The 20,967-nt window shown below is 74.6% G+C and carries 18 protein-coding genes; 12 read left to right on the forward strand and 6 right to left on the reverse strand.

Annotated features, from left to right (window positions below; all coding sequences use genetic code 11):
- The first annotated feature begins 217 nt into the window (after positions 1–217).
- Genes AB0M03_RS04295 through AB0M03_RS04305 form a run of 3 tightly spaced genes read left to right on the forward strand, consistent with a single transcriptional unit; the run spans position 218 to position 4,736 of the window.
- On the forward strand, positions 218–1,045 hold the full coding sequence (locus AB0M03_RS04295; protein WP_363488234.1) for an FAD binding domain-containing protein: 828 nt from the start codon (positions 218–220) through the stop codon (positions 1,043–1,045).
- The gene (locus AB0M03_RS04300; protein ID WP_363488236.1) at positions 1,042–3,768 is read left to right on the forward strand and encodes a molybdopterin cofactor-binding domain-containing protein; all 2,727 of its coding nucleotides are present in this window, start codon (positions 1,042–1,044) and stop codon (positions 3,766–3,768) included. The genes AB0M03_RS04295 and AB0M03_RS04300 overlap by 4 nt, the downstream gene beginning before the upstream one ends.
- Complete coding sequence (locus AB0M03_RS04305; protein ID WP_363488238.1) at positions 3,765–4,736, forward strand: antibiotic biosynthesis monooxygenase; 972 nt, start codon at positions 3,765–3,767, stop codon at positions 4,734–4,736. Before AB0M03_RS04300 ends, AB0M03_RS04305 begins: the two co-directional genes overlap by 4 nt.
- Here AB0M03_RS04305 and AB0M03_RS04310 read toward each other — a convergent pair.
- A complete protein-coding gene (locus tag AB0M03_RS04310; protein WP_363488240.1) occupies positions 4,708–5,118 on the reverse strand; it encodes an HGxxPAAW family protein in 411 nt (136 codons plus the stop codon). The genes AB0M03_RS04305 and AB0M03_RS04310 overlap by 29 nt on opposite strands.
- Positions 5,119–5,217: 99 nt before the next feature.
- Between AB0M03_RS04310 and AB0M03_RS04315 the strand changes: the two genes are divergently transcribed.
- The 3 genes from AB0M03_RS04315 to AB0M03_RS04325 all read left to right on the forward strand — a co-directional run bounded on the left by AB0M03_RS04315 (position 5,218) and on the right by AB0M03_RS04325 (position 8,122).
- Positions 5,218–5,700 (forward strand): MarR family transcriptional regulator, encoded by a 483-nt coding sequence (locus AB0M03_RS04315; protein ID WP_363488242.1) that lies wholly within the window; start codon positions 5,218–5,220, stop codon positions 5,698–5,700.
- 97 nt (positions 5,701–5,797) lie between these two features.
- On the forward strand, positions 5,798–7,312 hold the full coding sequence (locus tag AB0M03_RS04320; RefSeq protein ID WP_363488244.1) for an MFS transporter: 1,515 nt from the start codon (positions 5,798–5,800) through the stop codon (positions 7,310–7,312).
- Positions 7,313–7,378: 66 nt separating this feature from the next.
- On the forward strand, positions 7,379–8,122 hold the full coding sequence (locus AB0M03_RS04325) for a TetR/AcrR family transcriptional regulator (RefSeq protein ID WP_363488246.1): 744 nt from the start codon (positions 7,379–7,381) through the stop codon (positions 8,120–8,122).
- Between the two features lie 44 nt (positions 8,123–8,166).
- Here AB0M03_RS04325 and AB0M03_RS04330 read toward each other — a convergent pair whose 3' ends face one another.
- Both AB0M03_RS04330 and AB0M03_RS04335 read right to left on the reverse strand, forming a co-directional pair.
- Complete coding sequence (locus AB0M03_RS04330) at positions 8,167–9,171, reverse strand: ROK family protein (RefSeq protein ID WP_363488248.1); 1,005 nt, start codon at positions 9,169–9,171, stop codon at positions 8,167–8,169.
- Between the two features lie 96 nt (positions 9,172–9,267).
- The gene (locus AB0M03_RS04335; protein WP_363488250.1) at positions 9,268–9,633 is read right to left on the reverse strand and encodes a hypothetical protein; all 366 of its coding nucleotides are present in this window, start codon (positions 9,631–9,633) and stop codon (positions 9,268–9,270) included.
- 96 nt (positions 9,634–9,729) lie between these two features.
- On the opposite strand from AB0M03_RS04335, the gene grpE reads away from it, so the two are divergent.
- Positions 9,730–10,173, forward strand: coding sequence for a nucleotide exchange factor GrpE (gene grpE, locus AB0M03_RS04340; protein WP_363488252.1), 444 nt, complete (start codon positions 9,730–9,732; stop codon positions 10,171–10,173).
- 24 nt (positions 10,174–10,197) lie between these two features.
- On the opposite strand, the gene AB0M03_RS04345 is transcribed toward grpE, so the two are convergent.
- The 3 genes from AB0M03_RS04345 to AB0M03_RS04355 all read right to left on the reverse strand — a co-directional run bounded on the left by AB0M03_RS04345 (position 10,198) and on the right by AB0M03_RS04355 (position 13,657).
- Entirely contained in the window at positions 10,198–11,703 is a 1,506-nt protein-coding gene (locus AB0M03_RS04345; RefSeq protein ID WP_363488254.1) for an NAD(P)/FAD-dependent oxidoreductase, read from the reverse strand.
- Positions 11,704–11,810: 107 nt separating this feature from the next.
- The gene (locus AB0M03_RS04350; protein WP_363488256.1) at positions 11,811–12,692 is read right to left on the reverse strand and encodes an ABC transporter permease; all 882 of its coding nucleotides are present in this window, start codon (positions 12,690–12,692) and stop codon (positions 11,811–11,813) included.
- Entirely contained in the window at positions 12,689–13,657 is a 969-nt protein-coding gene (locus tag AB0M03_RS04355; protein WP_363488258.1) for an ABC transporter ATP-binding protein, read from the reverse strand. The genes AB0M03_RS04350 and AB0M03_RS04355 overlap by 4 nt, the downstream gene beginning before the upstream one ends.
- 265 nt (positions 13,658–13,922) lie before the next feature.
- On the opposite strand from AB0M03_RS04355, the gene AB0M03_RS04360 reads away from it, so the two are divergent.
- From AB0M03_RS04360 to AB0M03_RS04380, 5 genes are all read left to right on the forward strand, one after another.
- Positions 13,923–14,087 (forward strand): hypothetical protein, encoded by a 165-nt coding sequence (locus tag AB0M03_RS04360; protein ID WP_179419324.1) that lies wholly within the window; start codon positions 13,923–13,925, stop codon positions 14,085–14,087.
- 103 nt (positions 14,088–14,190) lie between these two features.
- Positions 14,191–15,477 (forward strand): cytochrome P450, encoded by a 1,287-nt coding sequence (locus AB0M03_RS04365; RefSeq protein WP_363488260.1) that lies wholly within the window; start codon positions 14,191–14,193, stop codon positions 15,475–15,477.
- Positions 15,474–16,436, forward strand: coding sequence for an acetyl-CoA carboxylase biotin carboxyl carrier protein subunit (locus tag AB0M03_RS04370; protein WP_363488262.1), 963 nt, complete (start codon positions 15,474–15,476; stop codon positions 16,434–16,436). The genes AB0M03_RS04365 and AB0M03_RS04370 overlap by 4 nt, the downstream gene beginning before the upstream one ends.
- Positions 16,433–18,727 carry an ATP-binding cassette domain-containing protein gene (locus AB0M03_RS04375; protein ID WP_363488264.1) on the forward strand — a complete coding sequence of 765 codons (2,295 nt, stop codon included), beginning with the start codon at positions 16,433–16,435 and terminating at the stop codon, positions 18,725–18,727. Before AB0M03_RS04370 ends, AB0M03_RS04375 begins: the two co-directional genes overlap by 4 nt.
- Positions 18,724–20,967, forward strand: coding sequence for an ATP-binding cassette domain-containing protein (locus AB0M03_RS04380; RefSeq protein WP_363488266.1), 2,244 nt, complete (start codon positions 18,724–18,726; stop codon positions 20,965–20,967). Before AB0M03_RS04375 ends, AB0M03_RS04380 begins: the two co-directional genes overlap by 4 nt.

The following is a 20,967-nucleotide window of genomic DNA, read 5'->3' on the forward strand; positions in this document are numbered from 1 at the left end:
CGGTCGGACCGGGCCCGCGACGGCCGGGGCCGTCCGGCCGCACCCGCCGGCCCGTTCCGCGATACGCTCGAAAGGTAATCCAGCGCCCGCCGGTCCTTCCTCGGACAGCTCGACCGCAACGGCCGGAACATGACTCTGTCGCTCGAGGTCGTACCGCTCCCGGCGCATGTCGCGACCCGTCGGATTCGACGAGTTCAGTGAGCCGAGATCAATTCCCATGGACCTCAACACCATCACCGAAGTCGTGCGGCGACCGGCCGACCACCCGGGCGCGGACTGGCGCGAGGGCGACGCCTGGCTCGCCGGCGGAACATGGCTGTACTCCGTGGAGCAGCCGCACCTCGACCGCCTGATCGACCTGACGTCGTTACGCTGGGATCCGCTCGTCCCGAGCGACACGGGTCTCGCCGTCGGCGCCACGTGCACCGTCCGTGACCTCCATGCCTTCGAGCCGCCCGGCGACTGGACGGCCGGCCCCCTCCTGGCGACGAGCTGCGAGGCGTTCCTGTCCTCGTTCAAGGTCTGGAACTCGGCGACCGTCGGCGGCAACATCTGCATGTCGCTGCCGGCCGGCCCGATGATCACGCTGACGGTCGCACTCGAGGCGACGTACGAACTGTGGGCCCGCGACGGGTCGGTGCGCACCGTCGACGCCCACGACTTCGTCACCGGCAACAACCGGAACGTCCTGGAGCCCGGGGAGATCCTGCGGCGCATCGACATTCCCGCGCGCGCCCTGAGGAAACGGGCTGCGCACCGCCGCTTCTCGCTGACCCGCCTGGGCCGTTCGACGGTCTTCCTCATCGGCACCCGGACGCCGGGAACGGGCGACCTGCTGCTCACCGTCACCGCCGGCACCACGCGGCCCGTGCGCCTGGCCTTCGACACCGTGCCCGACGCCGACGCGCTGCGGCGCAGCGTGGACGCGATCCCCGAGGACGTCTGGTTCGCGGATCCCAACGGGACCCCCGACCACCGCCGCCACCTGACACAGCACTTCGCCGAAGAGATTCGCCGCGAACTCACAGCCGGGGGTCCGGCATGACCTACATCGTGAACGGCAGGGGCTTCGACGAGGAACCGGCCCCCGGCCAGTGCCTTCGCACCTTCCTCCGGCAACTCGGCCACCACGGCGTCAAGAAGGGCTGTGACGCGGGTGATTGCGGCGCCTGCACGGTGTGGCTGGACGGAAGTCCGGTGCACAGCTGCATCACCCCCGCCTTCCGTGCGGAGGGCCGTGAGGTGACGACGATCGAGGGCCTCGGATCACCGGGGAACCTGCATCCGATGCAGCGCCGGTTCCGTGACGCCCCGGGCTTCCAGTGCGGTTTCTGCACCGCGGGGATGATCATGACGTCCGCCACCTTCACCGAGGCCCAGAAGGAGGACCTGCCGAGGGCGTTGAAGGGCAACCTCTGCCGCTGCACGGGCTACCGGGCGATCGAGGACGCCGTGCGGGGCGTCGCCGGCGTGGAGACGGCCGCCCCCGGCAAGGCCGTCGGGACGAGCGTCGGTGCGCCGGCGGCCAACGACGTGGTGACCGGTCGCGCCGAGTTCACGATGGACACGCACGTCGACGGCATGCTGCACCTCAAGGTCCTGCACTCCCCGCACGCGCACGCCCGGATCGTCTCGATCGACAGGACCGCCGCACTCGCCGTCCCCGGGGTGCAGCGGGTCTACACCTGGGAGGACGTGCCGCGCAAGCGCTTCACCACGGCCATCCACACCGACCACCTCGTCGATCCGGACGACACCTTCGTCCTCGACGACACGGTGCGCTTCGTCGGCCAGCGCGTCGCCGCCGTCCTGGCCGACACGGTCGCGGCGGCGGAGGAGGGCTGCCGGAGGGTCGTCGTCGACTACGAGCCCCTGCCGGCGGTGTTCGACCCCGAGGAGGCCATGGCCGAGGGTGCGCCGCAGCTGCACGGCACGGCGGATCCCTTCGTCCGCGATCCCGTCCACAACATCCTGCTCGAGCTCCATTCGCACATCGGTGACGTCGACGCGGGGTTCGCCGAGGCCGACGTGGTCCACGAAGGCACGTACTCCTCACCGCGGGTGCAGCACGCGCACCTCGAGACCCACGGATCGATCGCCTGGATGGAGGACGGCCGCCTGAACGTCCGCACCAGTTCGCAGTCGCCGTCCATCGCGAAGGTCAAACTCGCCTACCTCTTCGCGCTGCGCCCGGACCAGCTCCGTGTGTTCTGCAAACGCGTCGGCGGCGGCTTCGGCGGCAAGCAGGAGGTGATCTCGGAGGACCTGGTCGCGCTCGCCACCCTGGACACCGGCCGGCCGGTCTGCTTCGAGTACACCCGCGAGGAGGAGTTCACCACCGCCTCGCCCAGGCATCCGATGACGCTGACGGTCAGGCTCGGTGCGAAGGCGGACGGAACGCTCACGGCGTTCCAGGTCCGCAACGTGTCGAACACGGGCGCCTACGGCAACCACGGCGGCGAGACGCTGTTCGCGGGCGGCGCGGCCGTCATGATCTACCGCTGTCCCAACAAGAAGTACGACGCCTTCTCCGTCTACACGAACACCGTTCCGAGCGGGGCCCTGCGCGGCTACGGGATGACGCAGCCGGCGTTCGCCGTGGAGTCGGCGATGGACGAGCTGGCGCGCGCGTTGCACATGGACCCACTCGAACTGCGGCGGCGCAACATCGTGCGCCCGGGCGATCCGCTCGTCGCCCTGCAGGACGGCCCCGACGACGTGATGTTCACCGAGGACGGACTCGGGAAGTGCATCGATCTGGTGGACGAGGCCCTGGCCCGTACGGCCGACGAGCCGCCGCCCGGTCCGGAGTGGCTCGTCGGGACGGGCGTGGCGAGTTCGCTGCACGAGACCGCGCCCCCGACCGACCACATCTCGGAGGCCTGGGTCACGCTCGGCGACGACCTCGTCTACGAGTTGTCCGTCGGGACGGTCGAGTTCGGCGAGGGCACCTCGACCGCCCATGTGCAGATCGCGGCGGACCAGTTGGGCACCACGCCGTCGCGGATCCGCCTGGTCCAGTCCGACACCGACCGCACGGGCTTCGACACCGGAGCCTTCGCGAGCGCCGGCCTCTTCGTGGCGGGCAACGCGGTACTGCGGGCGGCCGGCGCGGTGCGCGACCGCATCCTGGAGTTCGCCGCCGCGCACACGGGCGTCCACCCCGTCCTGTGCTCGATGGACGAGGACGGTGTCGTCTGCGGCGACCGGCGGGTGTCGCTGGCCGAGCTCGTCGCACTGGCCCGGGCGCGCGGGATCCGCTTCACCGCCGCCCGCAGGGCCTACGGGTCGCCCCGGAGCGTCACCTCCAACACGCAGGGGTTCCGGATCGCCGTTCACCGGGTGACGGGCGAGATCCGGATCCTCCGCAGCGTCCAGGCGACCGATGCCGCCGTGGTGATCAACCCCACACAGGTCCGCGGGCAGGTGGAGGGCGGTGTCGCCCAGGGGATCGGCTTCGCGCTGACGGAGAACCACCACGTCGACGCCGACGGAGTCATGGTCAACCCGAACTTCCGCAACTACCGCATCCCCACGTACGCCGACGTCCCGCGCACCGACGTGCTCCTGGTGGGGTCGTCGGACTCCTTCGGGCCCATGAGGTCCAAGGGGATGGCGGAGTGCTGCATCAACCCGGTGGCCCCGGCGCTGGCGAACGCGCTCCACGACGCCACGGGCGTCCGCCACCGCGCGCTGCCGCTGACCCCGGAACGGATCTACAGCCGGCTCGCCGGGAGCAGGTCGGCGCCGACGGGGCGGGCGACATGAGCACCGAGGAGCGCAACGGCGCCACGGCGACGGCCATCATCGGCCAGAAGGTCCGGCCCGGACGGGACCGGGAGTACGTGACGTGGCAGCTGGACGTCAACAGCGCCGCCGCCGACTACGCCGGGTACCTCGGCACCGAGATCTCCCCGCCGACGTCCCTGCAGCCCGACTGGGTCGTCGTGTACCGGTTCGACTCGATCGCCCACCTGCAGGCGTGGATCAACAGTGCCACCCGGCAGACGCTGCTCGACGTCGGCCGCGGCAACTTCGACGGTCCCGCCACCCAGCAGGTGGTCAGCGGCGGCACCGAGCCGGCGGATCCGCTGGTGACCATGGTGGTCACCCACCGCGTCCACCCGAACCACATCGACGACTTCCTCGCCTGGCAGCACCGCATGAGCCAGGAGGAGAGCACCTTCGAGGGCTACCGCGGCACCGAGCTCTTCCGCCCGATCGAGGGGCTGCAGGAGGAGTGGACCACGCTGTACCGGTTCGACAACGCCGAGCACCTCGACGCCTGGCTGACGTCGGCCGAACGGCGGGAGATCCTCGCCGAGGGCAGGAAGTTCAACGAGTTCGAACTGCACACGATCGACAACTCGTTCGGCAGCTGGTTCGCCTTCGAGGAGAACGGCAGGGAAGCGCCGCCGCCCTCGGAGGCCAAGACCGCCCTCGCGGTCTGGGTCGGCCTCTACCCCACCGTGGTGCTGCTGACGCTCGCCCTGTCGCCGCTGCACATGCCGCTCTGGCTCGGGCTGCTCGTGGGCAACCTGCTGTCGAGCTTCATCATGACCTTCCTCACGATGCCGTACTACGTGAACCGGCTGCTCAAACGGTGGCTGCGGCCGAGGCCCGACGAGCCGGTGGCGCGGACCAACCGCATCGGCCTCGGCATCGTCGCCGCGGCGACCGCGTTCTGGGTCGTGGTCTTCTACCTGGTCACGGTCCAGTTCTGGACGCTGCCCTGACCTGCCGGGTGCCGGTCCGCGGCGCCTGTGCGTGCACCTGCTCCGGTGTGGGGAAGGCCCGTTCGGGAGCGGGTGCGCGGCGTCCCCGACCGGCCAGCCGGCAGCCGAGGCAGTCCGGGTGCCCGCGCCCGGCTTCGGGGTCGCGCCGGCGCCAGTCGCGGTGTCCGTGGGGCCGCGGGCCGGTGGCCTTGCCCCAGCCGGCGAGGTGCAGCAGCCAGGTGGTGAGGGCCGCGGCGGGCAGCGCTGCCAGGCCGAGCCGGAGGAAGCCGGTGGATCCGGCCGCGAAGGCGGTTCCGGCCACCGCCGTTCCGGCGATGGCGAGCAGTGAGCCGGTCCAGCCGGCGACGGTGTGCCCCATGTCGTGGTCGCCGTGTGCGCTCATGTCTCCTCGTTTGGTGTGATGGTGCCGTCGCCGCAGGCCCGCGGTCCGACGACTTTTTATCTCACGATCTAAGTAACTTAGATGCTAAGGAGACTGTCCGTGGAAGGCAAGCCGCGCCCGGCAGCGACCCCCGAGCAGGCCCTGCACGCGATGGACCGGATGATCGCCACCGCCCACTTCGGGCAGCAGGACCTCGCGGCCCGGCTCGGCCTCAACACCACCGACCTGACCTGCATCGGCTTCCTCGTCGAGGCGGAACTGGCGGGGGAGTCGCTGGCCGCCGGCGACCTCGCCGAACGCGCGCACCTCACGACCGGCGCCGTGACCGGTGTGCTGAACCGGCTGGAGCGGGCCGGGTACGCGCTCCGGCGGCCCGACCCGGCCGACCGCCGCAAGGTCAGGATCGCCATGGACCCCTCCGCCCGGGAGCGGATCATGCAGGCCTACGGCCCGTTCTACGCCCGGCTCGGCGCCCTCTTCGCCGACTACGGCCCGGAGGAGGTCGCCGTCCTGGCCGACTGGTTCGGGCGGGCCCGGGCGCTGATGCAGGAGTCCCTGGAGGAGATCCGCTCCGGTCTCTGACCTGCGCCGCGTCGCATCCGGAAAAACCGATGGCGCCCCGCGCGGCTGCGCCTATACGTTGTACAAGTCTTCTACGCCGTACAAGAGCGGAGCCCGTATGACCCAGCCCCAGCGCCGACCGGACCGATGGGTGATCCTCGCGGTCATCTGTCTCGCGCAGCTCGTCGTGATCCTCGACAACACCATCCTCAACGTCGCCGTCCCCTCCCTCACCGAGGAGCTGGGCGCCACCACCGCGCAGACCCAGTGGGTCATCGGCGCCTACTCGCTCGCCCAGGCCGGCCTGCTGATCGCCGCCGGCGGGCTCGCCGACCGGTACGGCCGCAAGCGGGTGCAGATGATCGGCCTCGCCCTGTTCGGCACCGGTTCGCTGGTCGCCGCCCTCGCCTCGAACCCCGGCCAGCTCATCGCCGCCCGGGCCGGCATGGGCGTCGGCGGCAGCCTGCTGCTCGCCACCAGCCTCGCCATCGTCGTCCGCACCTTCGACGCCGACGAGCAGCCCAAGGCCATCGCCGCCTGGACGGCCGTCGCCTCGCTCGGCGTCGCCCTCGGCCCGGTCATCGGCGGCGTGCTGCTCGCCCACTTCTGGTGGGGTTCCACCTTCCTGGTCAACCTGCCGGTGGCCGTGCTCGGCCTGATAGCCGTCGGCAGGCTCGTGCCCGAGTCCAAGGACCCGCGCGGCGACCGCCCCGACCTGCTCGGCGCCGTCCTCTCCACCGCCGGCCTCACCGGCCTGGTCTACGCCGTCATCCAGGGCCCCGGCTACGGCTGGACGGCCCCGCGCACCCTCGTCGCCGGCGGCCTCGGCCTGCTCTTCCTGCTGGCCTTCGGCCTGTGGGAGCGCCGCATCGAGCACCCGCTGCTCGACCTCGCGTTCTTCCGCAACGCCCGGTTCCGCGGCGCCGTGTCCGGCGGCGTCCTGGTCAGCTTCGGCATGGGCGGCTCGCTCTTCCTGCTCACCCAGCACCTGCAGTTCGTCCTCGACTACGGGCCGCTCGCCGCCGGCCTGCGCACCGCCCCCATGGCGCTCACCGTGGTCGCGCTCAACCTCACCGGCGCCGGAATGCGGCTCACCGCGAAGCTCTCGCCGCCGACCGCCATCGCCACCGGCCTGTCGCTGCTCGCCGGCGGCCTCGCCGCGATCGCCCTCTTCGGCCACGGCGGCTCCTACCCGGGCATCCTGCTCGGCCTGGTGATGATGGGCGCCGGCGTGGCCTGCGCACAGCCCGCCATGGCCGGTGCGGTGATGACCTCCATCCCGCCGGAGAAGGCCGGCGTCGGCTCGGGCCTGATGGGCACCCTCGGCGAGCTCGGCAACTCGCTCGGCGTCGCCGTCCTGGGCGCGGTGCTGGCCGCCAACTTCGCGGGGGCGCTGCCGTCCGGCCTGCCGGAGTCCGCGGCCCGCTCGCTGCCCGACGCGCTCGCCGCCGGCGGCACCTCGCTGGCCGCGCAGATCCGCTCGGCCTTCGCGGACAGCCTGACCGCCGGCCAACTGATCGGCGCGGCCGCGGTGCTGGCCGGCGGCCTGGTCGCCGCATGGCTGCTCGGCCGGGCCGCGGCGCAGCCGCCCGCGGCCTCCGCCCCCGCCGAGCCGGTCGCCCAGGCGGGCTGACCCGACCTCTACGATCGCTGCACGGCCGCAGTTCGGGCGGCCGTGCGGCGAGCACGAAGGACGAGCATGGCGGACAAGCCCCGCGACCCCGGTGTCAGCATCTGGGTCTCACCGCCGAAGGAGCGGCGCCGCGGCAGCGCGCCCGCGGGCCTCAGCCGGGAGCGGATCGTCCGCACCGCGGTGGAACTGCTCGACGCCGAGGGCGTGCAGGCCTTCACCATGCGCAAGCTCGCCGCCGCCCTGGACGTCACCCCGATGTCGGTCTACTGGTACGTCGACAACAAGGACGAACTCCTCGAACTCGCCCTGGACGAGGCCTTCGGCGACATGCGCATCCCGCCGCTCGGCGACGGCGACGACTGGCGGGCGCACCTGCGGCTGCTGGCCCACGAGTACCGCCGCTGCCTCCACGACCATCCCTGGGCCGCCCAGCTCGCCGGGCAGTTCCTCGCCCTGGGCCCCAACTCGCTGTTCTTCTCCACCAGCGCGATAGGCGCGATCCGCCGCACCGGTCTCACCGGCGACCGGCTCGGCGGCGCCCTCGGCCTGGTCCTGCAGTTCGTCTACGGCTTCGCGCTGGCCGAGTCGCAGTGGCTGCAGCGGGTCAAGGCCTCCGGCCTGCACGAGGACGAACTCAACCGGGTCATCCGGGGCGTCGCGCAGCAGGCGGACGCCCGCTTCGTCGAGAACGCCGACCTGCTGCCGCCCGCCGAGGACGGCGGCATCCGCGCCTCCCGCGACCTCCAGTTCGAGACCGGCCTCGACATCGCCCTGGCCGGCATCGACGCCACCATCGCCGCCGACCACTGAGCCGCCGGCAGCCGCACCGTGGCCGCGGTCCGGCTCCACCACACCTACTTCCCGGTCCGCGGCCCGGGCGCGCCCGCCAGGCGCATGGCGGCGGCCGCTGCGCCGACCAGGCCGGCGTCGGTGCCGAGCCGGGCGTGGTGCAGGCGGATGCCGTGGGTGAACGGGAGCGCGGCGTACGAGGCCAGGTGGCGGGCGAGCGGGTCGAACAGCACCGGGCCGGACTGCGCCACGCCGCCGCCGATCACCACCGCCTCCAGTTCGACCAGGGTCGCGGTGGCGGCGATGCCCGCGGCCAGCGCCCGGGCCGCCCGGTCGTAGGCGGCGAGCGCGACACCGTCCCCGGCCAGGGCGGCCGTGGCGACGGCGGCGGCCGTGGTGTCGCCGTCCGGCGGGCGCAGGCCCTGCTCGGCGGCGTACCGGGCGATCGCGGTGCCGCTGGCGTAGACCTCCACGCAGCCGCGGCTGCCGCACGGGCAGGGCGGGCCGTCCATCCCGACGGTGATGTGGCCGATGTGCCCGGCGTTCCCGGACGGCCCCGCGTACACGGCGCCGTCCAGGACCAGACCGCCGCCGACGCCGGTGGAGACCACCATGCACAGCGCATTGCGGTACCCGGCCGCGGCGCCCCGCCAGGCCTCGGCCTCGGCGATCGCCACCCCGTCCCCGAGCAGCGCCACCGGCACCCCGACGGCAGGGTGGCCGGCCACCCGTTCCACCAGCGGGAAGCCGCGCCAGGCGGCGATGTTCACCGGGCTGACGGTGCCCGCCGCCGCATCGACCGGCCCCGCGCTGCCGATGCCGAGCGCCGCCGCCGCGGACCACCGCGGGTGCGCGGCCAGCTCCTCCACCGCGTCCAGGACCGCGCCCAGCACCGCCTCGGCGGGCGCGGTGGCCGGGGTGGGCCGCTGCGTACGGGCGACCAGGGTGCCCGCCGCGTCGACCAGGGCCGCGGCGGTCTTCGTACCGCCGATGTCCACGGCGGCGACCAGCTCCGGCCCGGTGCCCGGCTCGGCCGGGACGGACTGCGGGACGGCGGCGGACGAGGACACGGCGGACTCCCGGGCGGGTGCGGCGGAGCGGTCGGACTCCCGCGCGGCAGCGTCCCCGGCGGCCGCCGCGCGGGTGATTCCCCGGGCCTGAGGCGGTCAGCCCGAGCCGGTCGGGTGCGGCTCGGGGCGGACGACACCGGACAGCAGCGGCGCGTCGTGCCGCTCCGGCCGGTGGCTCGACAGGTCGGTGACGCGGTGGCGCGGAGCCGTCCCGCCCGCACCGGCCAGCGGCACCAGCCGCCGGGCGACGAGGTGGCCGACCCAGTGCCGCCCGCACTCCGGGCAGGGCACGCCGCCGTCCGGTGTGTAGGGGGAGGCGGCGCCGATGCCGTCGTGCGAGAAGTACTCCCAGTCCGTGCCGTCGTCGTCGCGGTAGTGCTGGACGTCGTAGTCCACGGACCAGTGGTGCCAGCACTGTCCGCAGGTGAATTCGACCCGCTCCACGGCCAGTTCGGTGATCATCGCGCCTACCTCCCTGCCTCGGCCCTTGACAAGCCCTTTATCCAGAATTATCCCGGTTTCAGGGGTCGTGGATACCGTCCGGAGGGAGTCCGGTCCATGGTGCACTCGCCAGGCGACGGTGAGGGCCCGCACACCGGGCCCGACGAGGACCTGCGCCGACTCAAGGCCGAGTACGACAACTACCGCCGCCGCGTCCACCGGGACCGCCTCGCCGTCCGCGAGATCGCCGTCTCCAACGTGCTCAGCCGGCTGCTGCCCGTGCTCGACGCCCTCGACCAGGCACGGGCCGCCGGCGAGGTGGTGGACGGCTTCGGCGCCGTCGCCGACCTGCTGGAGGCCGAGCTCGGGGCACTCGGCCTGATCTCCTTCGGGGAGCCCGGCGAACCTTTCGACCCCGTTCTGCACCTCGCCGTCGCCTACACCCGCTCCGCCGTCGTCACCGGCCCGGTCTGCATCGAGGTCGTCCGCACCGGCTACCGCGTCGGCGACCAGCTGCTGCGGCCCGCCGAGGTCGTCGTCGCCGAACCGCCCTGGGGCTGAGAGGACCGGTCGGGGCCCCGGCCCCTACGCCAGGCGCGCCAGGGGGTCGCCGGTGAGGCCGAAACGGTGGCGGAGGGCGCGGCGGGCGGCGTGCAGGCCGGACATCCCGTGGACGCCGGGGCCGGGCGGGGTGGAGGACGAGCAGAGGTAGACGCCGTCGAGCGGGGTGGCGTACGGGTCCAGGGCGGGGACCGGACGGAAGGCGGTCTGCCGCAGCGACATCGCGCCGCCGCTGATGTCGCCGCCCACGTAGTTGGGGTTGTGCAGTTGCTGGTCGGCTGCGGTGGTGACCGAACGGGCCAGGACGAGGTCGCGGAAGCCCGGGGCGAAGCGTTCGATCTGCCGTTCCACGGCGTCGCCGACGTCCACCGTGGAGCCGTGCGGCACGTGGGCGTAGCTGTACAGGGTGTGCCTACCGGCGGGTGCCCGGCCGGGGTCGACGACGCCGGGCTGCACGGCGAGCACGTACGGGCGGGCCGGGTGGCGGCCCGCGGCGACCTCGCGTTCGACGGCGACGGTCTCCTCACGGGTGCCGGACAGGTGCAGGGTGCCGGCCTCCGCGCAGGCCGGGTCCGCCCAGGGCACCGGCCCGGAGAGGGCGAAGTCGACCTTGCAGGCGGCGGAGCCGTACCGGAAGGCCCGCAGCCGCCGGGCGTAGCCATCGGGCAGTGCCCGGCCGGCCAGGTGGAGCAGGCCGGCGGGGGTGACGTCCAGCAGCACGGCGCGGGCGGCCGGGAGCTCGGCGAGGGACTCGATCCGGTGGCCGGTGAGGACGCGGCCGCCGCGGCGCACCAGCTCGGCGGCCATGGCGTCCGCGATCGCCTGGCTGCCGCCCCGCGGCACCGGCCAGCCGACGGCGTGGGCGAGGGCGGCGAGGAGGATGCCGGCGCCGGCCGGCGCGAGGGCGCGCGGCGGGGCGACCGCGTGCGCGGCCACGCCGGCGAGCATGGCCCGGGCGGCCGGTTCGCGGAACCGCGCGGCCCAGGCGGGGGTGCCGAACTCGGCGACCCGCAGGCCGAGCCTGGCGGCGGTCGGCAGGTCCGAGGGGAATCGCCGCTGGTCGGACAGGGCGGCCTCGGCCATGCCCTGCCAGCGCTCCACCAGCGGGCCGAACAGCGCCCGCCAGGCCCGTCCGTCGCGGCCGAGCCGCTCGGCGGTGCGGTCGAGGTCCCGGTAGGCGATGCCGGCCGGGGCGCCGTCCAGCGGCTGGGCGTACGGGGCCGGCGGCTGCAGCAGGTCGACCCGGTCGGCGAGCCCGAAGGCCCGGAAGAACGGCGAGGCCAGCGCCATCGGGTGGGCCACCGAGCAGAGGTCGTGCCGGAAGCCGGGGAGGGTGGGCTCGGCGGTCCGCATCCCGCCGCCGACGGTGTCCGCCGCCTCGTACACGACGGTCTCCAGGCCGGCCGCGGCCAGCAGCAGTGCGGCGGCCAGCCCGTTCGGGCCGGCGCCCACCACGACGGCGTCCACCCGGCCGGCCGCGCCCGCCGAGCCCGTGGAGCCCGCCGAGCCCGTGGAAACGTGCCCCGCCACCGCGCCCACCTCTCCCGCCCGGTCCTGCGCCCGCGCAAGGATCCTCTGCACGCACTCTGGCACAGCGCGGCGGAGGGGCGGCGCACCGGGTTCCGGCGCCGCGCCGGTCATCCCCGGCGGGGCTCCCAGCGGAACAGCCGCCGGCCGAGCACGGCCGCGGCCGCCACCCAGGCGGCGATCATCAGCAGCGACGGCGCCGCGTGCAGCCAGCCGTGCAGCAGGTCGAGCTCGGCGAGCGGCGCACCGGACCAGGACTCGTGGCCGAATCCGCGGCCGAACCAGGCCGTCCGCAGGCTCTCCACCACCGGCGCCAGCGGCAGCACGTGCGCGGGCGTCTGCAGCCACTCGGGCATCGACGCCAGCGGCGCGACCACCCCGCTGCCGAACATGCACACCAGCAGCACCGGCGTGGCCACCATCGGCGCGGCCTCCGCGCTCGGCGTCACCCCGGACAGCGCGACCGCCAGCACCGCGAACAACAGGTACCCGCCGGCCAGGACCAGCAGGAACAGCAGCGGATCGGCGGGCAGCGGGGTGCCGAACCAGCCCACCGACACCCCGCCCAGCACCAGGACCTGGAGCAGCACCACGGCGCCGCCGGCGCCGATCTGCCCGGCGAAGATGGCCGTGGCGGGGACCTCGGTGCCGCGCAGCCGCTTGAGCACCAGGTCGTCGCGGCGCGCGACCACGCCGTTGAGCAGGTTGATGAAGGAGGTCACCAGGGCCAGGCCGATGAAGCCGACGGTGGTGTAGCCGGCGGCGTTCACCCCGGCGATCTCCTTGGTGCGCAGCGGCGCCGCGACCACCAGGTTGAGCAGCACCGGCAGCAGGAAGCCGATGAAGGTGGAACGCCGGTTGCGCCAGAACACCCGCCAGGAGAGCAGGAACTGGCCGCGCGCACAGCTGAGCCAGCCGAGCGCCGCAGGTTCCGCCCCGCCCCTCGCGGGGGCCGCGGCGACGAGCGCGCCGGTCGTGTCGGTGGTGGTCATCGTGCACCCGCCCCTTCGTGGGCCGCGCCGGTGGGGCGGCCCTCGTGCGCCAGTTCCAGGAAGACGTCCTCCAGGGAGGCGGACCGCACCTCGATGCCGTCCAGCTCCACCGACCACTCGGCCGCCCAGTTGTGGAGTGCGGCCAGCGCGGGCGCGGTACGGGCCGCCGTGTAGACCGCGACGCCGTCGGTGACCGCGGCCGACTCGCCCAGCACCACCGGGAGCTGCCGGGCGCTGATGCCATCGGGCAGCGGGAAGCTGATCCGGGTGCCGTGTCCGGCCAGCACCTCGTCCACCGTGCCGACGGCGGCCAGCCGGCCCTTGTCCATGATGGCCACCCGGTCGGCCAACTGCTGGGCCTCCTCCAGGTAGTGGGTGGTCAGCAGGACGGTGGTGCCGGCCGCCTGCAGTTCCTTGACGATCCGCCAGGTGATCCGGCGGGCCTCCGGGTCCATGCCGGTGGTCGGCTCGTCCAGGAAGAGCAGTTCGGGGCCGCCCAGCACGGCCAGGGCGAGGTCGAGGCGGCGCCGTTCGCCGCCGGACAGCTGGGCGACACGGGTGCCCGCCCGCTCGGTGAGGCCGACCCGGCCGAGCACCTCCGCCGTCGGGCGGGCCCCGGTGATGAAGGACCGCCAGGAGTCGACCGTCTCCCGGACGGTCAACTCCTTGAAGAAGCCACCCTCCTGGAGCATCACACCGGTGCGCCGGCGGACCTCGCGCCCCTGCGCGTACGGGTCCAGGCCGAACACCCGGACGGTGCCGGAGCTCGGCGTGCTGTAGCCCTCCAGCACCTCGAGCGTGGTCGTCTTGCCGGCACCGTTGGTGCCGAGCAGGGCGAAGAGTTCGCCGCGGGCGACGGTGAAGGACACACCGCGCACCGCCTCGTAGTCGCCGTAGCGGCGGTGCAGGTCCCGCACTTCCACGGCCGCTGTCCCGGGAATTCCGGAGCTGATGGTGGATGTCATGGAATACAGCGTGAGGGGTGCCAGGCATTGAATGCAATAGTCAGCATCAATGCAGGTCAGAGGGTATTCAAAATGTCATGCGGGAGGGTGTGTCATTTTCCATGGGGGAATTCCTGACATCCCGTACTGTCGTACGTCCGTGCCCCGGGTGCATATTTTTCTCGTCGCCGAGAGCGAGCCGGGGAAAAGGCCGGCGGACGAACGGCGGAGAACGGTGACCGGGCCCCGGCCGGGGAACGGCGCCGCACATCGGAGGGAGACCCCCATGGCCGAGAACGAGATCACCGAGAACGAGCAGTTCGACATCGAGGTCGAGGAGCTCGACACCGTCAACGGTGGCATCAGCGTCAGCTCGCTGGCCTGCGCCGCCTGCCCGGTCTCCAGCTTCAGCTCCGTGTCCAACTCGGTCGCCGAGACCGCCGCGGAGTAACGGGTTCCGTGCCGCGGTGGGCCCGCCTGGCGGGTTCCACCGCGGCACCCCTGTTTCTGCACCGAACTCCGCCCCCACCGACCCCAGTTGAGGAGAGCCGGGCATGGACAGCCTCCGGCACGAGCTGACGCGGTTCATCCAACAGCCCGCCGCGCAGCAGGACCCACCCGCGCTCTACCGCCGGCTGCTGGCCGAGGCCCCGGTGCTCGACCTCGGCCGGGTGCACGTCGTCTCCGGCTACGAGGAGATCGTCACCGTCCTGATGCACCCCGGCACCGCCGTCGACCCCGCCGCCGTCGGCCTGCCCCGCGCCGGAGCCACCGCACTCTCGCGGGTGGTCGACCGGATGCTGCCGATGCGCGACGGCGCCGACCACACCCGCCTCAAGCGGCTCGCCACCACCGCCTTCAGCGCCCGCCGGCTGGAGCAGATGCGCGGACGCATCGAGTCCACCGCGGAGCGGCTGCTCGAACCGCTGCTCGCCGCAGGCTCGTTCGACGTCGTCGCCGACCTGGCGGTGCCGCTGCCGGTTGCCGTCTCCTGCGCGATCCTCGACATCCCCGACTCCGAGCAGGAGCGCGTCACCGGCTGGGCCCGCCTGGTCGCCCGCTCCCTGCTCGACGACTTCGGCGGCCAGGACGGCGCCGGTGGTACCGACGCCGCCGCCCGCATCGCCGAACTCGACGCCGAGTTCGAGGAGTTCCGCGCCTATGTGGAGACGCTGTGCGCCGCCCGGGCGGCCGATCCCGGCGACGACCTGATCAGCCGGCTCACCGCCGCCCGCGCCGACGGCCGGCTCGACGACGAGGACCTGCTCGCCTTCGTGGTCATGCTGCTCGCCAACGGCCTGGAGACGCTCACCTCCGGACTAGCCGTCGCCGTCTGGCAGTTGCTGCACACCCCCGGCCTCGCCGAACGCCTGCGCAGCACACCCGCCGACGCCGCAGCCGTCTTCGACGAGGCCCAGCGCCTCGGCAGCCCCGTTCGCGCCAGCGCCCGCGCCCTCACCCGCGACGTCGAGGTCGGCGGCACCGTCGTCCCGGCCGGCCGGGTGGCCCTGCTGCTGTACGCCGCCGCCAACCGCGACCCGCGCCGCTTCACCGACCCGGACCGCTTCGATCCGGACCGGGCCGATCTGCGCCACCTGGCGTTCGGCCACGGTCCGCACCACTGCCTCGGCGCCCCGCTCTCGCTGATGGCCGGCGCCGCCGTACTGCGCGGCCTCGCCGCCGCCGGCGCGGACCGGGAGCTGAGCACCCCGCTGACCGCGGACACCGCGCCCTGGAGCACCCAGTTCGTCTTCGGCGGACTGCGCGAACTCCCGCTGCACTGCCCGCCCCTGGCCGCCGCAGCCGACGGCCCGGCCCTCGCGGGGGTGGGGCGGTCATGAGCGGAACGGCCACCAGGAAGCGCAACGACCGCCGCAGGAACGGCGGGACGGCAACCGCCGCGCCGCCGGAAGCCGTCGAGCAGGCCGAAGCCGTCGAGCAGACCGCAGCTGTTGATCCGACCGAGGGCGCGCCGCCGGAGTCCGGGCAGGAGGTGAAGACGGCCCCGAAGCCGGAGAACGCCTCCAGGGCGGCCACCGCGCTCGCCGCCGGGCGAGCCGCAGCCGTCCTCGAACCCGGGCTCGACCGTCCCGTCGGGCTGGTCGGGGCCCGCCTCTCGGCCGCTGCCGGGGCGCTGCTGCTCGCGGTCGGCGCAGGAACGGCGTGGACGGTCTTCGGCACCCTCCCGCACACCCTCGCCGTGGACGCCGTCGTCGCCCACGGCCCCGCCCCCGCGACCGTCCGGGCCGACGGGCCCGGCACGCTCGCCCGGCTCCTGGTCCGTCCGGGGGAACGGGTCACGGCCGGACAGCCGCTCGCCGTGCTGCACACCGGGGAGGGCCGCCAGGCCGAGCTGCGGGCCGCGTCGGCCGGCACCGTCACCGCCCTGCTGGCCCAGCCCGGCGCCGAACTGACGCCCGGCGCACCCGTCCTCGCCCTGGACTCCACCGGACTCCCGCTCACCGTCCGGCTGTTCGCCACCGATCCGGGAGAGGCGCGGGAGCTGCGGCCCGGCCGGACCGTCCTGGTCCCCGTCCCCGGGGCCGGCACCGTCCGCGCGGTGATCACCGCCGTCGACCCGCTGCCCGCCCGCGCCGACTCGCTGGACGGCACCCTGCCCGTCCCGCTGCCCGGCCTGCCCGCGGGGGCGGCCCCGGTCTGGACGGCCTACGCCGAACTCCCGCCGGAGGCACAGCAGCCGGCGGCGGCACTGCCCGGCCCGCTGCCGGTGACCGCCGACATCGACCTCGGTGCCCGCCACCCCTACCAGGCGGTGCTCGGGAAGGGGAGCGGCTCATGAGCCTCGACGTGCGGGAGGTCGCGGCCGCTGCAGGCCCGACGACCGCAGACCCGAAGACCGCAGACCCGAAGAGTGCCGGCGCAGGGCCGCAGCGGCGGAAGTCCAAGCCGCGCCGCCACCTGCGCACGCCCGTCGTCCCGCAGATGGAGGAGCAGGACTGCGGCGCCGCCTGCCTGGCCGTGGTGCTCGGCGCCTTCGGCCGCCGGGTGACCCTGCAGGAGGCGTCCAGGGCCTGCGGGGTCAGCCGGGACGGGGTGAGCGCCGCCGCGGTGGCCCGCGCCGCCGGCCGCTACGGGCTGGTCGCCCGCGGCCGCCGGGTGGTCCGCGGGGAGGGGAGGCTGCTGGGGCTGGAGAAGGTGCCGGTGCCGTCCATGGTGCTGGTCACCGGCCCGCACTTCGCGGTCTTCGAGGGCGTGCGGCGCGGCCGCATCCACGTCAACGACCCCTCGCTGGGCTCCTACTCGGCCACCCCGGAGGAGTTCTGGGAGTCCTTCGCCGGAATCGCCGTCGGCTTCGAACCGGGCCCGGACTTCGAGCGCGGCGGCCGCCGCTTCCCGCTGCTGCGGGCCCTCGGCGGCCGGATGCGCCCGTTCGCCGGGCCGCTGCTGCTCGCCGTCCTGCTGGCGGTGCTGCTCGCGGTGCCCGGCGTGGCGGCGGCCTTCCTGCTGCGCGCCTACCTCGCCTCGGTCACCCTGGCCGGCAGCGCCTCCTGGGCGCTGCCGCTGACCCTCACCGCCGCTGCCGTCGCCGCCACCGTGCTGCTCGGCACCTGGCTGCAGCAGAGCCTGGTCAACCGGGTGCTGGAGGCGATGGCGGCCCGCGGCTCGTCCGGCTTCCTGTGGCGGATGCTGCGACTGCCGGGCTCCTTCTTCCACCGGCGCCAGCTCGGCGGCCTGGTGACGCGGGTGCAGATGAACGACGGCCTGGCCGCCCTGCTCTCGCACCGGGCCGCGGGCGCGGCCGCCGCGGCCGCCTCCGCCGCCGTCCACCTGGGCGCGCTGGCCTGGCTGGAGCCGAAGCTCGTCGCGGTGCCGGTCGCGGTGGCCGTGCTGGACGTGCTGGCGCTGCGCACCGCCGACCGGCGGCGCGGCGGCCTGGTGCACCGGCTGCACGCCGAGCAGTACAAGCGTGACGGCGTGGCCTTCGCCGGGGTGTCGGCGATCGAGACGGTCAAGGCGGAGGGTGCCGAGGACTCCTTCTTCCGCTCCTGGGCGGGCTGGCAGGCCCGGGCGATGGAGACCGGCCAGAAGGTGACGGCCGCGGTGATCGTCCCGATGTCGCTGCCGGGCGCGCTCAACTCGGCGGCCACCGCCGCGGTCGTGGTGGCCGGCACCTCGCTGCTGCTCGGCGGCTCCCTCTCGCTCGGCACCCTGGTGGCCTTCCTGCTGCTGCTCAACGGCTTCCTCCTGCCGGTCGGCCAACTGGTCGGCACCGGTTCCGAGTTCACCGTCGCCCGGGCACAGAACGCCCTGCTGGAGGACGTCGAGACCACCGAGCCCGACCCGTACCTCGCGCCGGTGCTCGACGCGCCGGCCGAACCCGTCCGGCTCCGCGGCGAGTTGGAGCTGCAGGACGTCTCCTTCGGCTACGACCCCAACCGCCCGCCCGCGATCTCCGGCATCTCGCTGCACCTCCGCCCGGGGGAGTGGGTCGCCGTGGTCGGCACCAGCGGCAGCGGCAAGTCGACGGTGGCCCGCCTCGCCGCCGGGGTGCTCCGCCCGTGGAGCGGCCGGGTGCTGCTCGACGGCCGCCCCCGCGAGGACTGGCACCGCGCCGTGGTCACCGGCCAGGTCGCCTACGTGGAGCAGCAGTTGCGCCTCTTCGAGGGCACCGTCCGGGAGAACCTGACGCTCTGGGACCCGGCCGCCGACGAGGACGCCCTGGAGCGGGCGCTCGCCGACGCCGAGGCCGCCGACCTGGTGCGCCGCCGCGGCGGCATGGACGGCGCCCGGATCGAGGAGGACGCCCGCAACCTCTCCGGCGGCGAGCGGCAGCGGCTGGAACTCGCCCGCGCCCTCGCCCTCGACCCGGCGCTGCTGGTGCTGGACGAGGCCACCTCGGCGCTCGACGCGCACACCGAGGCCGCCGTCAACGGGCACCTGCGCCGCCGCGGCACCACCTGCCTGGTGCTGGCCCACCGGCTGAGCACCATCCAGGCCGCCGACCGGGTGGTGGTGCTCTCCGGCGGCCGGATCGTCCAGCAGGGCACCCCGGCCGAACTCGCCGCCGTGCCCGGCCCCTACCGCAACCTGCTCGCCGACCGGGCGACCGGCACCCAGGAGGAGGCATGACCGCCACCCCGGCCACCGTCCACGACACGGCCGGTGCCGATACGGCCGGCACCGCACCGGACCGCCCGGCCGCCACTGCCGCCGCCAACCGGGCCGCGCTCGCCGCCGCCCTCGGCGAGCTGCACGCCGCCGGCCCGGCCGCCGCGCCGCGGCACACCGCGGACGACCCCGCCGGGCAGGCCCGTGCCGTGCTGGCCGCGCTCGGCCTCGGCCCGGCGGGCGGCCCGTCGGCCGAGCTGCCGGCGGCCGTGCGCACCGCCCGTGACCCGCTGGCCGCGCTGCTGCGGTCGGCCGGGGTGCGGTCCCGCCCGGTCACCCTGCCGGCCGGCCCGGACGGGCACGGCGACGCCACCGGGCTGGCCGGTCCGATGGTCGGCTTCGCCGCGGACGACGGCCGGCCGATCGCCCTGGTGTCCCGCCCGGCCGGTGGGCACCGCCCGTACGACCCGGCCGCCGGGAGGGCCGGCCGCAGGCACCGGGTGGCGTTGCAGCGGAAGGCCCTGCTGCTGTACCCGCCGCTGCCGCCGGGGGAGTTGGGCCCGGCCGGTCTCGCCCGGTTCGTGCTGGCCGTCCCCGGTGCCCGCCGGGACCTCGCCCGGCTCACCGCGGCCGGGCTGGGCGCGGCGCTGCTGGGCCTGCTCGTCCCGCTGAGCACCGGGGTGCTGCTGCCGCAGCTGCTGGCGGCCGACCGGCACCCCGTCCGCTGGCTGGCCCTGCTGCTGGGGTCGGCGGTGGCGGCCTCCTGGCTGCTGGTGCTCGTCCGCAACACCGCGGCCGTCCGGCTCACCGGGCGGGTGCAGAGCGCACTGGAACCGGCCGTCTGGGACCGGCTGCTGGGCCACGACGCCCGGTTCTTCCGCGACTTCAGCACCGGCGACCTGGTGCACCGGGCGAACGCGGTCGCCCAGGCCCGGCAGGCGATGTCCGAGGTGCTGGTCGGCGCGGTGCTCGGCGCCGTGTTCGCCACCTCGGGGCTGACCGTGCTGCTGCTGGTCGACCCGTGGCTCGGCGGGCTGCTGCTGCTCGCCGTGCTGGCGGCCACCGGGCTGCTGCTGGCCCTCGGCCGCCGCCGGCAGCGGCACGAGAGCGAGGTGTTCGAGCTGCACGGCCGGCTGCACGGCGTGCTGTACGGGCTGCTGCTCGGCATCGACAAGATCCAGACCGCGGGCCGGGAGATCCAGGCCTTCGCCCGCTGGGCGGTGCCCTTCGCCGCACAGAAGCGCGCCGACGCCGCCGCCCAGCGGGCCGACGCCGCGGCCGGCGCCCTCACCGCAGCCCTGCAACCGCTGCTGCTGGCGGTGCTGCTGGCCGGCGCGACGGCCGCCGGGGACACCCCGTCCGGGCACCTGATGGCCGCCGGTGTCGCGGCCGGCCAGGTCGCCATGGCACTCGGCCAGGTCACCCACGCCGCGGCCGGCGCCTACGGCATCGCTCCCGTCCTCGACCGGCTCCGGCCGATCCTCGCCGAGACCGGCCCGCGCGAGCGGTCGGACGCTACTGCCGACCCCGGTCCGCTCCGCGGCGAAGTCGCCCTGGAGGACGTGGTGTTCCGCTACCCGGACACCGCGGCCCCCGCCCTGGACGGCGTCTCGCTGCACGCCGCACCCGGCGAACTCGTCGCCGTGGTCGGCCCGTCCGGCGCCGGCAAGTCCACCCTGGTGCGGCTGCTGCTCGGCTTCGAACAGCCGGAGTCCGGGACGGTCCGCTACGACGGCCGCGACCTCGCGACGCTCGACGCCCGGCTGGTCCGCCGCAGGATCGGCGCCGTCCTCCAGCACGGCCGGATGCTGCGCGGCTCACTGCTGGAGAACCTCGCCGGCACCGACACCGAGGTCACCGAGGACCGGGTCTGGGAGGCCGCCGAACTCGCCGGCATCGCCGACGACCTGCGCCGCCTGCCGCTCGGCCTCGGCACCAGGATCGGCGAGGACGCCCAGGGCTTCTCCGGCGGACAGGTCCAGCGGCTGCTGCTGGCCCGCGCCCTCGTCCGCCGGCCCGCCGTCCTGCTGCTGGACGAGGCCACCTCCGCCCTCGACAACCGAACCCAGCGCAAGGTCGCCGAGGCCGTCGCCGGCCTCGACACCACCCGCGTCGTCATCGCCCACCGGCTCAGCACCGTCCGCACCGCCGACCGCATCCACGTGCTCTCCGGCGGGCGGGTCACCGCCACCGGCACGTACGACGAACTGCTCGGCACCGACCCGCTGTTCACCCGCCTCGCCCGACTCCAGGAGATGTGA

The sequence above is a fragment of the Kitasatospora sp. NPDC051914 genome (genome assembly GCF_040680995.1).
Taxonomy (GTDB): Bacteria; Actinomycetota; Actinomycetes; order Streptomycetales; family Streptomycetaceae; genus Kitasatospora.

Excerpts from the sequence above, each read along its gene's own strand:
- AB0M03_RS04295 (WP_363488234.1), top strand. The coding sequence starts at position 218 with ATGGACCTCAACACCATCACCGAAGTCGTGCGGCGACCGGCCGACCAC.
- AB0M03_RS04300 (WP_363488236.1), top strand. The coding sequence starts at position 1,042 with ATGACCTACATCGTGAACGGCAGGGGCTTCGACGAGGAACCGGCCCCC.
- AB0M03_RS04305 (WP_363488238.1), top strand. The coding sequence starts at position 3,765 with ATGAGCACCGAGGAGCGCAACGGCGCCACGGCGACGGCCATCATCGGC.
- AB0M03_RS04310 (WP_363488240.1), bottom strand. The coding sequence starts at position 5,118 with ATGAGCGCACACGGCGACCACGACATGGGGCACACCGTCGCCGGCTGG.
- AB0M03_RS04320 (WP_363488244.1), top strand. The coding sequence starts at position 5,798 with ATGACCCAGCCCCAGCGCCGACCGGACCGATGGGTGATCCTCGCGGTC.
- AB0M03_RS04325 (WP_363488246.1), top strand. The coding sequence starts at position 7,379 with ATGGCGGACAAGCCCCGCGACCCCGGTGTCAGCATCTGGGTCTCACCG.
- AB0M03_RS04335 (WP_363488250.1), bottom strand. The coding sequence starts at position 9,633 with ATGATCACCGAACTGGCCGTGGAGCGGGTCGAATTCACCTGCGGACAG.
- grpE (WP_363488252.1), top strand. The coding sequence starts at position 9,730 with ATGGTGCACTCGCCAGGCGACGGTGAGGGCCCGCACACCGGGCCCGAC.
- AB0M03_RS04350 (WP_363488256.1), bottom strand. The coding sequence starts at position 12,692 with ATGACCACCACCGACACGACCGGCGCGCTCGTCGCCGCGGCCCCCGCG.
- AB0M03_RS04355 (WP_363488258.1), bottom strand. The coding sequence starts at position 13,657 with ATGACATCCACCATCAGCTCCGGAATTCCCGGGACAGCGGCCGTGGAA.
- AB0M03_RS04360 (WP_179419324.1), top strand. The coding sequence starts at position 13,923 with ATGGCCGAGAACGAGATCACCGAGAACGAGCAGTTCGACATCGAGGTC.
- AB0M03_RS04365 (WP_363488260.1), top strand. The coding sequence starts at position 14,191 with ATGGACAGCCTCCGGCACGAGCTGACGCGGTTCATCCAACAGCCCGCC.
- AB0M03_RS04370 (WP_363488262.1), top strand. The coding sequence starts at position 15,474 with ATGAGCGGAACGGCCACCAGGAAGCGCAACGACCGCCGCAGGAACGGC.
- AB0M03_RS04375 (WP_363488264.1), top strand. The coding sequence starts at position 16,433 with ATGAGCCTCGACGTGCGGGAGGTCGCGGCCGCTGCAGGCCCGACGACC.
- AB0M03_RS04380 (WP_363488266.1), top strand. The coding sequence starts at position 18,724 with ATGACCGCCACCCCGGCCACCGTCCACGACACGGCCGGTGCCGATACG.